A 14,767-nucleotide genomic window follows, 5' to 3' on the forward strand; every position below is an offset into this window, starting at 1 on the left:
GCTGACGGTGCGCGGCAATGATGATGACCGTCATCTTAGATGTCAACGGTTTGATGATGGTGGTCATCTATCGTGGTAAAGTGCGCTTCACCAAGGCAGAGCGCGAAGAGAGACCGGGTCATGAAGGTCACCAAGGCACAGGCGCAGGCCAACCGGGCGCACATCGTCGACACCGCCTCCACGCTGTTCCGGGAGCGGGGCTACGACGGCGTGGGCGTGGCCGATCTGATGGCGGCCGCCGGCTTCACCCACGGCGGCTTCTACAAGCACTTCGGGTCGAAGGCCGACCTGATGGCCGAGGCGGCGAGCTGCGGCCTGGCCAAATCGGCCGAGGCCGCGACCTGCACGGACCGGGAGAGCTTCGTGCGCTACTACCTTTCCCGCGAGCACCGGGACGCGCCAGGCCAGGGCTGCACCATGGCAGCGCTGTGCACCGACGCGGCGCGTCAGCCGGCGGGGGTCAAGGCGGCCTTTGCGGCAGGCATCGAGGCGCAGCTGGCGGTTGCTTCCACGCCGGAAGAGCAGTCCGACGCCGCCACCGCCGAACAGGCGCGCGCGCGGCGGATCGCCTTGATGGCCCAGGCTGTCGGGGCGATGGTGCTGTCCCGGTCCTGCCCGGACGATTCGGCGCTGGCGGACGAACTTCTGGATGTCTGCCGGGCGGATGTGCTGGCGCGGATGTCAGGGGCGTCTGCGCCCTGACGCGTGTCGGGCGAGCACCATGCGATGGTGAACCCATACCCGATTGGTCACTATTTGCCCGCTCTATCTGGCAGCGCTACCCTTGCGGTATGTCTATTTCAACCTCCGCAGTGCCCGATGCCGGGCGTGGCCCCGCCGAGCACGATGTGCGCACCCAGATCATCGAGGCGGCCACCGCGCACTTCAGCCATTACGGCTACGACAAGACCACGGTGTCCGACCTGGCCAAAGCCATCGGCTTTTCCAAGGCGTACATCTACAAGTTCTTTACCTCCAAGCAGGCGATCGGTGAGGTGATCTGCGCCAACTGCCTCAGCCAGATCGAACGCGATGTAGATGACGCGTTGGAAGGGATCCAGGCGCCGCCGGAGAGGCTCCGCGCGCTGTTCACCGTGATTGTGGCGTCCAGTCTTCGCCTGTTCCTCCAGGACCGGCGACTGTATGAGATCGCGGTCGCGGCCGCGACGGACGATTGGCCCTCCGTCCAGGCGTACAAGCACCGCATCCGCCAGCGGGTGGAGGACATTGTCCAGGAAGGTCGCGCTGCCGGGGTGTTCGAGAGCACGACACCGTTGGGCGACACCAGCCGCGCCGTCTACCAGGTTCTGGTGCCTTACCTGAACCCGGTGACGCTGCCCCACGTATCGGCCCTGCATGCGGAAGCGCCTGAGGCGTTGCACCAACTGGTCCTGCGGAGCCTTGCGATTCCATCTTAGTGACTATTGACTGGATTGGTCACTAGGAACAGAATGCGCCCGGATACCCCACTCCGGAAGACCGTATGCGGCGCCGTTCTGTACTCACAGCCATTTCCTGTGTTGTTCCGTTGTTCCTTGTGGCCTGCAGCAAGCCGGGTGAAAGCGACCCCCGGACCGCGCCGCCGATCGTCCGGGTGGCGCAGGTGCAGCCGGGCGCGGGAAACGCGCGCACCTTTACCGGCACCATCGCCGCACGGGTGCAGAGCGATCTGGCCTTCCGGGTGGGAGGCAAGGTCACTGAGCGCCGCGTTGAGACGGGGCAGACGGTCAAGCGCGGCGACGTGCTCTATCGGATGGATCCGCTCGACCTGAACCTGGCTGCCGCTTCCCAGCAGCAGGCCGTCATCGCGGCCCGTGCGCAGAGCGTGCAGGCCACGGCCGACGAGGCGCGCTATCGCGACCTGGCAGCCAAGGGCGTGGTGTCGCGCTCGGCCTACGATCAGATGAAGGCGGCGGCAGACGCGGCGGCTGCGCAGCTCAGGGCGGCCGACGCCCAGGCCCGGGTGGCACGCAACGCCAGTCAGTACACCTCGCTTGTTGCCGATGCCGATGGGGTGGTCATGGCCGTTCTGGCCGAGCCCGGCCAGGTAGTGGCGGCGGGGCAGATCGTCGCCCGGCTTGCCCGTGCGGGCAGTCGGGAAGCCGTGGTCCAACTGCCCGAGACGCTTCGCCCGCAGATCGGCTCGGCCGCATCGGCGTCGTTGTTTGGTGCGCGCGTTTCGATGCCGGCACGGTTGCGCGTGCTCTCCGAATCGGCAGACCCTGCAACCCGCACCTTTGAAGCCCGCTACACCCTGGAGGACGGCAACACCGCATTGCCGCTGGGGTCTACCGTGACGGTAGCGGTTGAAGGCACCGCAGGTGAGGCGGGGGGCGTTGAGGTCCCGTTGGGCGCGGTGTTTGATCCTGGCACCGGAACCGGCGTCTGGGTCATCGGGGGCGAGCCACCCAGCGCCCGTTGGACGCCGGTAGTGGTCAAGCGGCTGGGGGACGACCTGGCCCTGGTTGAGGGCGCGTTGAAAGCATCCGACCGCGTGGCCGCGCTGGGCGCGCACCTGCTCCACGAAGGGCAGGTGGTTCGTCTGGCCGATACCGCCACGGCCACCGCCACAGCGGGCAAGGGAGCCCACCCGTGAGTGGGTTCAACCTGTCGGCGCTTGCGGTGCGCGAGCGCGCCATCACGGTTTTTCTGATCTTCCTGGTCTCGGTTGCCGGCATCGTGTCGTTCTTCCAGTTGGGCCGCGCAGAAGACCCGGCATTCACCGTGAAGGTGATGACCGTGGTGACGGCCTGGCCGGGGGCCACGCCCACGGAGATGCAGGACCAGGTGGCCGAGAAGCTGGAAAAGCGCCTGCAGGAGCTGCGCTGGTATGACCGCAGTGAAACGTATACGCGTCCCGGCTTGTCGTTCACCACGCTGACCCTGCAGGACGGCACGCCCCCGTCCGCGGTGCAGGAGGAGTTCTACCAGGCGCGCAAGAAGATGGCCGACGAAGCCGCGAACCTGCCCGCAGGCGTGATCGGCCCGATGGTCAATGACGAATATGCCGATGTCACGTTTGCGCTGTTCGCATTGAAGGCCAAGGGCGAACCATTCCGCGTGCTTGCACGCGACGCCGAAACCCTTCGTCAGCGCCTGCTGCATGTTCCCGGCGTCAAGAAGGTCAACATCATTGGCGAGCAGTCCGAGCGGATCTATGTGGAACTTTCCCACGAACGCCTGGCAAACCTGGGGATCACGCCGCAGGCAGTGTTCGCGGCGCTGAACGGCCAGAACGCGTTGACGCCCGCCGGCTCCGTGGAGGCCAAGGGCCCGCAGATCTTCATCCGCCTCGACGGCGCGCTGGATCAGCTGCAGAAGATCCGCGATACCCCCATCGTTGCGCAGGGCAGAACACTGAAGTTGCAGGACATCGCCACCGTGAAGCGTGGCTATGATGATCCGTCGACCTTCATGATCCGCAACGGGGGCGAGCCGGCCATGCTGCTGGGGATCGTCATGCGTGACGGCTGGAACGGCCTGGATCTGGGCGCCTCGCTCGACACCGAGGTCAAGAAGATCAACGACGGCCTCCCGGTGGGGATGGCCTTGGAGAAGGTCACCGACCAGGCGGTGAACATCAGCGCGTCGGTGGACGAGTTCATGATGAAGTTCTTCGTCGCGCTGCTGGTGGTGATGGTGGTGTGCTTCGTCAGCATGGGCTGGCGGGTAGGCATCGTGGTGGCAGCTGCCGTACCGCTGACGCTGGCCACTGTGTTCCTGGTGATGGCGGCCACCGGAAAGAATTTTGACCGCATCACGCTGGGCTCGCTGATCCTGGCCCTGGGGTTGCTGGTCGACGACGCGATCATTGCCATCGAAATGATGGTGGTGAAGATGGAGGAGGGCTACAGCCGGGTCAAGGCATCGGCCTACGCGTGGAGTCATACGGCAGCGCCCATGCTGGCCGGCACCCTGGTGACGGCCGTGGGCTTCATGCCCAATGGCTTTGCCCGGTCCACCGCCGGTGAATACACCAGCAACATGTTCTGGATCGTCGGCATTGCGCTGATCGTGTCGTGGGTAGTCGCGGTGTTCTTCACGCCGTACCTGGGCGTGAAGCTTCTGCCTGACCTGAAGGCAGTGGAGGGCGGTCACAGCAGTCTCTACGACACGCCGCGCTACAACCGCTTCCGTTCGATCCTGGCGCGTGTGATTGCGCGCAAGTGGCTCGCCGCAGGGTCGGTGATCGGCCTGTTCGTGCTTTCGGTGGCTGGCATGGGGGCGGTGAAGAAGCAGTTCTTCCCCATTTCCGATCGCCCGGAGGTACTGGTCGAGGTGCAGATGCCCTATGGCACCGCCATCGAACAGACCAGCCTGGCGGCCAGGAAGGTCGAAACGTGGCTGTCGGCGCAGGCGGAATCGAAGATCGTCACGGCCTACATCGGCCAGGGTGCGCCGCGCTTCTACCTCGCCATTTCGCCGGAGCTGCCGGACCCTGCGTTTGCCAAGATCGTGGTTCGCACCGACAGCCAGGAACAGCGCGATGCGCTGAAGGCGAGGCTTCGCCAGGCCGTGGCAGAGGGCCTGGCGCCCGAAGCCCGCGTGCGCGTGACGCAGCTGGTGTTCGGGCCTTACTCGCCGTATCCGGTGGCGTATCGGGTCAGCGGTCCGGATCCGGATGTCATCCGTGGCATTGCGGCCAAGGTGGAGCAGATCATGCATGCCAGCCCGATGATGCGGACCGTGAACACCGACTGGGGTGTGCGCACGCCCACGCTGCACTTCACGCTGGACCAGGACCGCCTGCAGGCGATGGGCATGACCTCGGCGTCGGTATCGCAGCAGTTGCAGTTCTTCCTGAGCGGGGTGCCGGTCACCGCCGTTCGTGAGGACATCCGGACCGTGGAGGTGGTCGCTCGATCGGGCGGGGACACACGCCTGGACCCCGCGCGTATTGCGGATTTCACCTTGGTTGGCGCCGCTGGCCAGCGCGTGCCGCTGTCGCAGATCGGTGCCGTTGAGGTTCGCATGGAAGAGCCGGTGCTGCGTCGGCGCGACCGTGTGCCGACCATCACCGTACGGGGTGATATCGACGATGCGTTGCAGCCACCGGACGTATCAGCGGCCATCAGCAAGCAGCTTGCGCCGCTCATCGCGTCGCTGCCTGACGGCTACGCCATTGCCCAGGCCGGTTCCATTGAAGAATCCGGCAAGGCGATGAGCGCCATGCTGCCGCTGTTCCCGATCATGCTGGCGGTCACCTTGCTGATCATCATCCTGCAGGTGCGCTCCATCTCCGCCATGATCATGGTCTTCATGACCAGCCCCTTGGGCCTGATCGGCGTGGTGCCGACCCTGCTGCTGTTCCAGCAGCCGTTTGGCATCAACGCATTGGTGGGACTCATTGCGCTGTCGGGCATCCTGATGCGCAACACCCTCATTCTGATCGGCCAGATCCACGAGAACGAAATGGCAGGGATGGCGACCTTCCACGCGATCATCGAGGCGACCGTCCAGCGCGCACGCCCGGTGATTCTGACTTCCCTGGCGGCGGTGCTTGCGTTCATTCCCCTGACCCATTCGGTGTTCTGGGGAACGCTTGCCTACACGTTGATTGGCGGCACCATCGCCGGCACCGTGATGACGCTGGTGTTCCTGCCGGCGATGTATGCCATCTGGTTCAAGGTCCGAGCGGAAACGCCTCGTGTTGCCTGAGTGCGGCAGGGACCTCTTTTATATGGGAAGTGAGTTATGCGCATTGCCGAGAAAGATCGCATCGTGGTGACCGGGATGGGCGTGGTGAGCCCCCTCGGGTGCGGAGTGGAAACAGTGTGGTCGCGCCTGCTGGCGGGACGCTCCGGGATTGGCCCGCTGGGCGAGGCGCTGTCGGCCGGAACGGACTGCAACGTAGGCGGCCGCGTGCCCGACCGGGAACAGGATCCTGAGGCGGGCTTCGATTCCGGCGGCATCATCGCGCCGAAAGATCTGAAGAAGATGGACCGGTTTGTCGAGTTCGCGTTGGTGGCCGCCCACGAAGCGCTCGCGCAGGCAGAGTGGAACGCGGCCGATAAGCGTGGCCTGCTGCGAACGGCGACCGTGATCGCGACGGGGATCGGTGGGTTTGGTTCCATCGTCAATGCGGTCCACACCACCGAAAGCCGTGGGCCTGGCCGGTTGTCGCCCTTCACTGCACCCACCTTCCTGGCCAACATGGCGGCGGGGCAGGCGTCGATCCGGTACGGGTTCAAGGGCCCACAGGGCGCGCCGGTTACCGCCTGCGCGGCGGGCGTGCAGGCCATCGGTGATGCGGCGCGCCTGATCCGGTCCGGCGAAGCGGATATCGCATTGTGCGGCGGTGCGGAAGCGGCGATGCACCGCGTCAGCCTGGGCGGCTTCGCCGCTGCCAAGGCGCTCAGCACCGCATTCAACGACACACCCACAGCCGCCTCCCGCCCGTTTGACACGCAGCGGGACGGGTTCGTCATGTCCGAAGGCGCCGGGTTGCTGGTGATCGAGCGCCTGGATCACGCCCTGTCGCGGGGCGCCAGGCCGCTGGCCGAACTGGTCGGCTACGGTACGACCGCGGATGCGTACCACCTGACCGCCGGCCCTGACGACGGCAGCGGGGCACGCCGCGCGATGGAGATCGCGTTGGCGCAGGCGGGCATTTGCGCTGGGCAGGTCGACCACATCAACGCCCACGCAACCTCGACCCAGGTCGGGGATCGGGCGGAGCTTGCCGCCATGCGTTCCTTGTTCGGCACCCGTGGCGACCTTCTGATTTCCGCCACCAAGTCGAGTACCGGCCATCTGCTCGGGGCGGCAGGCGGCATCGAGGCCATCTTTACCGTGCTTGCCCTGCGTGATCAGGTCGCCCCCGCGACGCTCAACCTGGTCCAACCGGATCCGCTGGCAGAAGGGCTCTCGATCGTAGGCGGTGTGCCCCGACAAGCGGACATCGCATACGCCCTGACCAACGGGTTCGGGTTTGGCGGAGTGAATGCCAGTGCGCTGTTCCGGCGCCTGTGAGCACCGTCAGTCCAGAGGCGATGCCGCCGTCGCGCTTTTCCTGCGCGGCTACGCAGCGCCACTGCAGTTGCAGAGAAACAGCGCCGGCGGTCAGCAGATTTTGACGCGCTCTTGGCGCCTGCTGAGGATACTTTTCCGTCATTGTTCCAGAGGAGAAGGGCAATGGCCGCCAGACAAAAGACCCCGTCAAACCCCCAGGTGCTGAAGATCGAAGCGATGCCGCTGGGCTTCGGCGAAGCTGCCGTCGTGATCGAGCTGGCCGCCGAGCCACCCAAGCGCTGGTTCAAGGCGCTCAAACGGGAGATGGCGTATTCAGAGGGCTTGGAGACCGCGTCGGCGAAGTTCGATGGCTGCTTCGTCTACCTCGTCGGGCTGGACCCGGCCCTGGGAAGCGCTGTGCGCTGTGCCAGCCGATTGCTTGCAGCGGTGCAGGAAGGTCTTCAACAGAGCAGCACGGTTTCTCCAGAGATGTCGACGATGGCTGTTGACGGCGGGTCCCATCCACCTGTGTCCCTGCACATACCGCGTTCACCGATGGGTCGGAACGAAGCATCCGGGGAGATGAACATCAGGCTCTGACCCGTGTCCTGGGAAGGGCTTCCTCACGGGAAGTGTCGACACGTCGACCATGGTCGACCGGAAGGTCGATGTCCGAAACGCGCTATGGAAGGGCAGTGGCGCCGATGACGTTTCGGGCCTTGTACCCGGAGTACGTTGAACGTGATTTACGTTCAGCGTAGGTCCGGGTCATGCTTGTTGCCATGACCCGCACACCTACCTCCATCCGCTCTGTATTCGCCCGCCGCTTGAAGGCGTGCCGGGTAGATCAGGGCGCTCCCACGCCCACGCCCGGCCTCCCGCCCGGCGCCGGGCGGTCCCTGACGGCCCTGTCAGCTCGGCCGCTACTGGTGCCGCATCACCGCCTCAAGATGCGCCTCCGGATCGATCATGTGCGAATGGTCATCCTGATCCAGCTGGATCTCCGCCCAGTGGATGACCCCGTTGAACCTGCCGCGCTCGGTCACATAGCCCTCATACACCGGCATGCCGGTGTCGATGCCCACGTCCAGGCCCTCATCGAAGGAGTAGTACAGCGGATGGGTACGCTCCACCTCGCCGGTGCCTGAAGCTTTCCCGTCGATGTACAGGGTGACCGTGCCACCGCGCCCGATGCCGCCGCCCGCGTAGGCGAATTCCATCCGCACCTGATGGCGGCCGGTGCCGATGTCGGCCTCGGACAGCACCGTCGTCCGCAGCAGTCCGCAATGGTTGTAGTGGTAGCCCAGCTTGCCGTTTTCGGCAAAGAACGACCAGCCACCGGTGCGTCCGCCCTGGGCGACGATCACGCCGTTGAGCGTGCCACTGGCGGGCGCTTCGATCTCCGCGGTTACCGCGTAGGAACGGTTCTTGACGTTGATCGCCACGTTCTCGCCCAGGCGGGTCATGCCGGGGTACAGCCGCAGGCTGTCGCCGGTGGTCAGCGTGGGACGCCCGGCAAGTTCGGGATTCATGCGTTCGGCGGCGCGATCGTCGATCGGCAGGACATTGTGGCGAACCGCCTCGATCAGGAACAGCTGCTGCAGCTCGGCCAGCTTGTCCGGCTGCGCGGCGGCCAGGTTGTCGGCCTGGGTCCAGTCCTTGGTCGTGTCATACAGTTCCCAGACGTCCTGCGAAAAATCCACGCCCTTGGCCACCACATCCCAGGGGGTGCGGTGCTTGGTCTGCGCGGTCCACCCGTTGTGGTAGATGCCGCGGTTGCCCATGATCTCGAAGTACTGGGTGAGGTGGCGCTCATCGGCATCGGCGTCGTTGAAGGTGTAGGCCATGGAAACGCCGTGCATCGGTACCTGGGTGACACCGTTGACCGTATGCGGCTGTGCCAGCCCGGCGAGGTCCAGGATGGTCGGCGCCACGTCGATCACGTGATGCCACTGGCTTCGCAGTTCGCCACTGCCGGTTATCCGGGCCGGCCAATGCACGATGGTGCCGTTGCGCGTGCCGCCGTAGTGCGAGGCCACCTGCTTGGTCCACTGGTAGGGCGTGCACAGCGCATGCGCCCAACCGACGGCGTAGTGGTTGTAGGCCGTGGGTCCGCCCACCTCGTCCAGGTGCTGCTGCCAGAATGCTGCGGTCTCGTACTCGGCGCCCCCGTTGGAGGCGGTGGTGAGCATGAAGGCGCCGTTGATGCCGCCCTCGGCGGAGGCGCCGTTGTCGCCGATGATGAAGTACACCAGCGTGTCGTCGAGAACGCCTAGTTCCTCCAGCGCGTCGATCACGCGGCCGGTATGGTGGTCGGCGTACGCGAGGAAGGCGGCATAGACTTCCATCTGATGCGCGAGGATCGGCTTGAGTTCGGCCGGCATGTCCTCCCACGCCGGAATGCCCTCCGGCCGCGGGGTGAGCACGGCATCGGCGGGGATGACACCCAGCTCGCGCTGGCGCGCGAAGGTAGCGGTGCGCATGGCATCCCAGCCCTGATCGAACGCGCCTTTGTACTTGGCGATCCAGTCCTTCGGGACGTGGTGCGGGGCGTGCGTCGCTCCGGGTGCGAAGTACACGAAGAAAGGTTTGTCCGGCGTCAGGCTCTTCTGCAGGCGGACATAGTCGATGGCCTTGTCGGCCAGGTCCGGCATCAGGTGGTAGTCCGGATCCAGCGGCGCCTCCACGGCAGAGACGCCATCGACCAGTGCGGGCGTCCACTGGTTGGTTTCACCGCCGATGAAGCCGTAGAAACGCTCGAAGCCACTGAAGGCCGGCCAATGGTCGAACGGGCCGGTTGGTCCGGACTCCCACACCGGCACTTCGTGGCACTTGCCGAACTGGGCGGTGTTGTAGCCGTTCTGGCGCAGGATTTCCGGCAGCGGCGTGACCGAGTTGGGCCGTGTCGAACGATAGCCCGGCGCGGGGGTGGCGGTCTCGGTGATGTGGCCCATGGCCACCGCGTGGTGGTTGCGGCCGGAGAGCAGCGCGGCGCGCGTGGGCGAGCACAGGGCGGTGGTGTGGAAGCGGGTGTAGCGCAGGCCGCTATTGGCCAGCCGATCGGCAGTGGGCGTATGCACGGGGCCGCCGAACGCGCTGGCGGCGCCGAAGCCAACATCGTCGAACATGATCAGCAGGACATTGGGTGCGCCGTCCGGCGGGCGCTTGGCCGTGATGGGAGGAAGCTTGACCCCAAGTTTTTTCGCGTCGAACGACAGGGGGCCCTGGTAGGCCTGGTCGGGGATCGGAAGGATGCTGCCGGGGAGTTCCTGGCTCATGGTCACGCCTCGATGGACTGAGGCCCCAGTGTGGCCAGCGGGGTCTGTGTTGGCACCCGAAAATAGACGGGCCACGGCCTAGGTAGAAGTACTGGCGGCGGCGCGCCGGGTCGATTTACCGCCGGTGGCCGGCCAACCTATCTCACCGGTTTTCCGTAGCTGTCCGAGAGCATTGCCTTGTAGGCCTCCAGAGGCTGGAGTCCCACCGCGCGCCGCCGGGCGTCGAGGGTCTGCATGTCTTCGGTGGGCTGAAGCTCCATCACGCCGTCGGCGGCGCTCTTGAACTGCGTGCCGTAACGCTGCGGCTTGCCCTGCGCTATTAGCACCCGGTCGGTCAGCAGCGCTACATCCGCGGCGTCGGCATCGCCGGTCTCGGCGGCGGTCTGCATCAACGCCAACGCCTGCGCCTGGAACGCGGGGTCATGATCGGCGTGCTGCACGATCAGCCATGCGGCTTTGGCCCCGTCGCGGCCGACCCGCGTGGTGCCTGGCCACCCCTTTTCGGCGATCACGGCTTTCAACCACGTTGCATTGGCTTCGCTCACCGGCGCCGTCTGCCGCCACGCATCGCCGCCACCAGCGGCGATGGCGGCATGTTGCGCGGTCTGGTCCTTTGCCTCGCGTGCGAGCAAGGCCTGCCTCAACGGCGCATCGCGCAGCGCCTCGTGCTTCTTTTCTTCGGCGATGACCCGCTGCAGCACCGCTGGCCATGCGGGATCGGCGCGCAGCGCATTCAGCCCGGGACGCTGTTTGGTCCGCAGGTCCTCCAGTGGCAGGCGACCACTGGCGAGCAGCGCATCGACGTACGCAAACGCCGCGGCATGATCGCCGGCTGCCGCCGTGCATTCGATCAGCAGCAGCTCGCCTCCGTCGGGGAAGGGGATGCCGTGCGTGTACAGGTCACTCAAGGTGGCGCCGCAGGCGGCGTAGTCGTTGTTGCCGTAGGCATCCAGCGCGGTGAAGAAGCTGGCCGGCTCGGCGGCGGCAGCCGCGGCAGCGGCGAACAGGGCGACCGTCAGCGTTGCCGCCCGGGTTGCTATGGGTCGTATTGGCCTTCCGTGCATGGGTGATCTTCCTTGATGAACGCACCGACAACGTAGCGGCTTCAGCCCCCGGAATTCAACCTGGCGTGCGCGAGCCGAAGCGGTGCGATCACGGCGTGGGCAGTAGCAGTCGAAGAACATGCCGGTCCCTCCAGCCCGCCGGATCGTGCGGGTGGTGTGATGCCCAGGCTCACGCGCAGCACGCACGGCGTTGATCCAGGCTCCCGCACTCTGGCGCATTCGTCACTCTCCCAACGCCCGGGACAGCGCCATGGCCGATCTGCCTCCCCATCGTTACGACGTCATCATCATCGGTGGCAGCTACGCGGGCATGTCCGCCGCGCTGCAGCTTGTGCGTGCCCGCCGCAAAGTACTCATCATCGACGGGGGGGCGCCGCGCAACCGGAATGCGCGCGTCGCGCATGGGTTCCTTGGGCGGGAGGGGCTGCCGCCGGCGGATATCGCTTCCCAGGCCCGCGAAGAGTTGTTGCGCTATCCCACGTTGACCTGGCTCGCCGGTATTGCCCGTTCTGCTACGGCAACGGTACCTGCATCGAAAGAGGGCCGAACCTTCCGGGTCGAGGTGGACGCCGGCCAGGCGTTTCTGGCGGATCGGGTGATCCTGGCGTACGGCGTAACCGATGATCTGCCCGACATCCAAGGCATCGGCGAACGTTGGGGCCGGAGCGTTTTTCATTGCCCGTACTGCCACGGCTACGAGGTGTTCGAAGGGCGCATCGGGGTGATCGGCTGCGCGAAGGATGGTGGCGCGGCGCAGGCGCTGCTGCTGTGCGACTGGGGCAACATCACGCTGTTCTGCAGCGAAGCCTCCGCGAGGATCGATCCCGCACAGCGTGCACGGCTGGACGCGTGCGGCGTCGTGGTCGAATCGACCCGCGTACGCGCGGTGGAAGAGAGCGCTACCGTGGTGCTCGCCGACGGGCGCCGGGTGGAGGTGGATGCGCTGTTCATTTCACCGCATTCGCGGTTGTCCAGTGATCTGGCCGAGCAATTGGGCTGCGAGCTCAAGGATGGCGGGTGCATCACCACCGATTCGGCCAAGCAGACCACGGTACCGGGCGTGTTTGCCTGCGGCGACGCGGCCCGGATGGCAGGCAGCATCGCGCTGGCAGTGGGCGAGGGCGCGCTGGCGGGCGTGGCGGTGCACCACTCCCTGATGGGGCTCTTGGAATAGCGCCCGAGGAAGATGTCGCGTTGTTGGAAGAAGCGGGATTGGAGCAGCCGTGCTTTGTTCCATGCCGCGCTGTTTCTCAGGGGGCGGATCGCCTACGCCGGTGGAGAACACGGCTGATGGAAGGCATGGCAGAGCAAGAACACCCGTAATACTGCGCTCAGCTGACCTGATACTGCGCTCAGCTGACCTCCCACTGCCCTCTGCCGCTGATGCGGTCAGAGAGCCGTGGGATGAGACTCAGCGGCGCGCGTCGTCGCGGGCCTTGCCCACGTCGCTCTGCACTTCGCCCACACCCTTCTGGATCTTGCCTTCCACTTCCTTCGTCTTGTCGCCGGTGACCTTGCCCACGACTTCCTTGACGGTGCCCTTGACCTGGTTCTTGGCGCCTTCAGTGCGATTCTTGTCCATGGTTGACTCCACAATGTAGTTAGAGAGAGGGCCCGGGTTGCTGGGCATCTCCACCCTGACGGGGCGGCAGTGGCGCGAAGGTGAAATTCGCTGGTGACGCGGAATCCGTTCAAGCGCCGGAAAGGTTGACGCTCACGCGCGCTGCACGTCATTCATCCGCATCGCGCTCATCCCACGCATCGCCATCCCATTGCGGTGGTTCGGCGGTGGCTGCGGCATCCGGATCGACAGGTTCCAACAGCGTGTAATCGTCGCGCGCGGGATCACGAAACACGCGGCTGACCGGATAGGCCTCCAGTGCGGGCGTAGTGGCGCGGGCGTTCAGCGCCGCGGGCGTTTTGAAGGCGCCGCTCAACCAGTCCAGTGCGGCGGCCGGTGCAATGAAGATCGGTCCATCCGGCGTGAGCGGGGCAGGGATCGCGTGGTTCGGCCCGGTCAGGACCGTGAAGCTGTCCAGCTGCTGGCCATCCTCGCTTTCCCAGTGTTCCCATAGGCCGGCGGCGAGCAGGACACGCCCGTCCTTGCGCTGCACGAACAGCGGCCACGGCGGCCGGCGCGCGCGGTCCCATTTGTAATACCCGGTCATGGGCAGCACGCACGGGCGCTGCGCCCAGGCCTGCGCGTAGATGCGGCTGCGTGGCGCGCGCTCCAGCCGTGCGGTCACCGTTGTATAGGGCGTGGCCGGTTCCTTGGACCAGCGCGGCACCAGCCCCCACACCATGTCGGCCACGGCAATGGAGCCGTCGTGGTCGCGCGCCAGCACCGTGGCCACGCTGCCCTTGGCGATGTTGTAGTGGTCCGGGCCGGCAGCCAGCGTTCGCGCCAGCGCGGCAGGCAGTCCGGCGGGAAGTGACTCGGTGTCGGCGATGGCTTGTGCGAAACGGCGCATGGGCCGAGCATCCGACGATATCCGTGACGGCCTCGTAGGCAGCGCCGGCGTTGCTCACCCGGGCGCTGCCTGCTGTGCTCGGCGCTCATGTGTCCGGATGCGGCTCGGCCAACGCGGCCCGCCGCGCCTGGAACACTTCTGGCGTCTGCGGCTTGACGAACAGGGCGACCAGCTCGGGATACTCGGCCTTCACGGCTTTCTCGATCCGGGTGATGCACGCCTCGATCTGCGGCGTGGTGCGATCATCTTCGAACTCGGCACTCAGCATCGCCACGACCTGTTCGGGTCCCATCTGCATGGTGGTCACGCCATTGGCACGGCGCAGGTCGGCATCGGTGTTGGCCACGGCGAGAATGCGCTTGGCAACGCTTGGGTGCGCCGGTTCGCCCACCAGCAGCCCCTTGGTTTCGCGTGCAAGCAGGAAGGCAGTGACCGCCAGCACACCGGCGATGCACAGCGAAGCGACGCCATCAAGGATGGGCATGTCCAGCAGCTGCGCGGCGAGCAGGCCGACCAGCGCGAAGCCCAGGCCGAGCAGGGCGGCGCTGTCTTCCAGCAGCACCGTGAACGTGGAGGGATCCTTGCTGCGGCGGAATGCCTCGAAGTAGCCCAATGAACCCTTGGTGGCGCGGAATTCGCGCAGCGCGATCCACCACGAGGTGCCTTCGAAGACGAGCGAGATGCCCAGCACGATGTAGCTGATCAGGTGGTTGGTGGCCGGCTCCGGGTTGCGGATGTGCTGGATGCCTTCATACGCCGAGACGCCCGCACCGGCGGCGAACACCAGCAGCGCCACGATGAAGCTCCAGAAATACAGTTCCCGCCCATGGCCGAAGGGATGCAGGGTGTCCGGCTTCTGCTCGGCCCGACGCAGGCCGTACAACAGCAGCAGCTCGTTGATGGTATCCACCAGCGAGTGGACGCCCTCGCTGAGCATGGCCGAACTGCCGGAGATGCCGGCGGCGACGAACTTGGCGATGGCGATGGCCAGGTTGCCGGCGAG

At 66.0% G+C, this 14,767-nt stretch carries 12 protein-coding genes; 7 read left to right on the forward strand and 5 right to left on the reverse strand.

Annotated features, from left to right (window positions below; genetic code table 11):
• The first annotated feature begins 120 nt into the window (after window positions 1-120).
• The 6 genes from ORK51_RS17635 (at window position 121) to ORK51_RS17660 (ending at window position 7,551) form a co-directional block, all read left to right on the forward strand.
• Window positions 121-702 carry a TetR family transcriptional regulator gene (locus ORK51_RS17635; protein ID WP_070425384.1) on the forward strand — a complete coding sequence of 194 codons (582 nt, stop codon included), beginning with the start codon at window positions 121-123 and terminating at the stop codon, window positions 700-702.
• 89 nt (window positions 703-791) lie between these two features.
• Window positions 792-1,418, forward strand: a complete 627-nt coding sequence (locus ORK51_RS17640) for a TetR/AcrR family transcriptional regulator (RefSeq protein ID WP_266086223.1) — start codon at window positions 792-794, stop codon at window positions 1,416-1,418.
• A gap of 65 nt (window positions 1,419-1,483) precedes the next feature.
• On the forward strand, window positions 1,484-2,596 hold the full coding sequence (locus tag ORK51_RS17645) for an efflux RND transporter periplasmic adaptor subunit (RefSeq protein ID WP_266086225.1): 1,113 nt from the start codon (window positions 1,484-1,486) through the stop codon (window positions 2,594-2,596).
• Window positions 2,593-5,658 (forward strand): efflux RND transporter permease subunit, encoded by a 3,066-nt coding sequence (locus ORK51_RS17650; protein WP_266086227.1) that lies wholly within the window; start codon window positions 2,593-2,595, stop codon window positions 5,656-5,658. The genes ORK51_RS17645 and ORK51_RS17650 overlap by 4 nt, the downstream gene beginning before the upstream one ends.
• Before the next feature lie 36 nt (window positions 5,659-5,694).
• A complete protein-coding gene (gene fabF, locus ORK51_RS17655; RefSeq protein WP_266086229.1) occupies window positions 5,695-6,972 on the forward strand; it encodes a beta-ketoacyl-ACP synthase II in 1,278 nt (425 codons plus the stop codon).
• Between the two features lie 162 nt (window positions 6,973-7,134).
• Window positions 7,135-7,551 carry a hypothetical protein gene (locus ORK51_RS17660; protein ID WP_070425379.1) on the forward strand — a complete coding sequence of 139 codons (417 nt, stop codon included), beginning with the start codon at window positions 7,135-7,137 and terminating at the stop codon, window positions 7,549-7,551.
• A 323-nt stretch (window positions 7,552-7,874) separates the two neighbouring features.
• Here the strand turns inward: ORK51_RS17660 and ORK51_RS17665 are convergent, their stop codons facing one another.
• Window positions 7,875-10,229 (reverse strand): arylsulfatase, encoded by a 2,355-nt coding sequence (locus tag ORK51_RS17665; RefSeq protein WP_323054101.1) that lies wholly within the window; start codon window positions 10,227-10,229, stop codon window positions 7,875-7,877.
• Window positions 10,230-10,366: 137 nt separating this feature from the next.
• Complete coding sequence (locus ORK51_RS17670; RefSeq protein ID WP_266086231.1) at window positions 10,367-11,413, reverse strand: DUF6624 domain-containing protein; 1,047 nt, start codon at window positions 11,411-11,413, stop codon at window positions 10,367-10,369.
• 130 nt (window positions 11,414-11,543) lie between these two features.
• Between ORK51_RS17670 and ORK51_RS17675 the strand changes: the two genes are divergently transcribed.
• The gene (locus ORK51_RS17675) at window positions 11,544-12,467 is read left to right on the forward strand and encodes an NAD(P)/FAD-dependent oxidoreductase (protein ID WP_266086233.1); all 924 of its coding nucleotides are present in this window, start codon (window positions 11,544-11,546) and stop codon (window positions 12,465-12,467) included.
• Between the two features lie 237 nt (window positions 12,468-12,704).
• On the opposite strand, the gene ORK51_RS17680 is transcribed toward ORK51_RS17675, so the two are convergent.
• The 3 genes from ORK51_RS17680 to ORK51_RS17690 form a co-directional block, all read right to left on the reverse strand.
• The gene (locus tag ORK51_RS17680; protein WP_019184192.1) at window positions 12,705-12,875 is read right to left on the reverse strand and encodes a CsbD family protein; all 171 of its coding nucleotides are present in this window, start codon (window positions 12,873-12,875) and stop codon (window positions 12,705-12,707) included.
• A gap of 148 nt (window positions 12,876-13,023) precedes the next feature.
• Complete coding sequence (locus tag ORK51_RS17685) at window positions 13,024-13,764, reverse strand: SOS response-associated peptidase (protein WP_266086236.1); 741 nt, start codon at window positions 13,762-13,764, stop codon at window positions 13,024-13,026.
• Between the two features lie 85 nt (window positions 13,765-13,849).
• Window positions 13,850-14,767 (reverse strand): cation diffusion facilitator family transporter (locus ORK51_RS17690; RefSeq protein ID WP_266086238.1); only part of this gene is annotated, 918 nt, incomplete at its 5' end.

It is taken from the genome of Stenotrophomonas sp. RIT-551 (genome assembly GCF_026241915.1).
GTDB lineage: Bacteria > Pseudomonadota > Gammaproteobacteria > Xanthomonadales > Xanthomonadaceae > Stenotrophomonas > Stenotrophomonas bentonitica_A.

What these genes read in the sequence shown, in the direction of transcription:
- ORK51_RS17635 (WP_070425384.1), top strand. Translation starts at nt 121, where the DNA reads ATGAAGGTCACCAAGGCACAGGCGCAGGCCAACCGGGCGCACATCGTC.
- ORK51_RS17640 (WP_266086223.1), top strand. Translation starts at nt 792, where the DNA reads ATGTCTATTTCAACCTCCGCAGTGCCCGATGCCGGGCGTGGCCCCGCC.
- ORK51_RS17645 (WP_266086225.1), top strand. Translation starts at nt 1,484, where the DNA reads ATGCGGCGCCGTTCTGTACTCACAGCCATTTCCTGTGTTGTTCCGTTG.
- fabF (WP_266086229.1), top strand. Translation starts at nt 5,695, where the DNA reads ATGCGCATTGCCGAGAAAGATCGCATCGTGGTGACCGGGATGGGCGTG.
- ORK51_RS17660 (WP_070425379.1), top strand. Translation starts at nt 7,135, where the DNA reads ATGGCCGCCAGACAAAAGACCCCGTCAAACCCCCAGGTGCTGAAGATC.
- ORK51_RS17665 (WP_323054101.1), bottom strand. Translation starts at nt 10,229, where the DNA reads ATGAGCCAGGAACTCCCCGGCAGCATCCTTCCGATCCCCGACCAGGCC.
- ORK51_RS17670 (WP_266086231.1), bottom strand. Translation starts at nt 11,413, where the DNA reads ATGTTCTTCGACTGCTACTGCCCACGCCGTGATCGCACCGCTTCGGCT.
- ORK51_RS17675 (WP_266086233.1), top strand. Translation starts at nt 11,544, where the DNA reads ATGGCCGATCTGCCTCCCCATCGTTACGACGTCATCATCATCGGTGGC.
- ORK51_RS17680 (WP_019184192.1), bottom strand. Translation starts at nt 12,875, where the DNA reads ATGGACAAGAATCGCACTGAAGGCGCCAAGAACCAGGTCAAGGGCACC.
- ORK51_RS17685 (WP_266086236.1), bottom strand. Translation starts at nt 13,764, where the DNA reads ATGCGCCGTTTCGCACAAGCCATCGCCGACACCGAGTCACTTCCCGCC.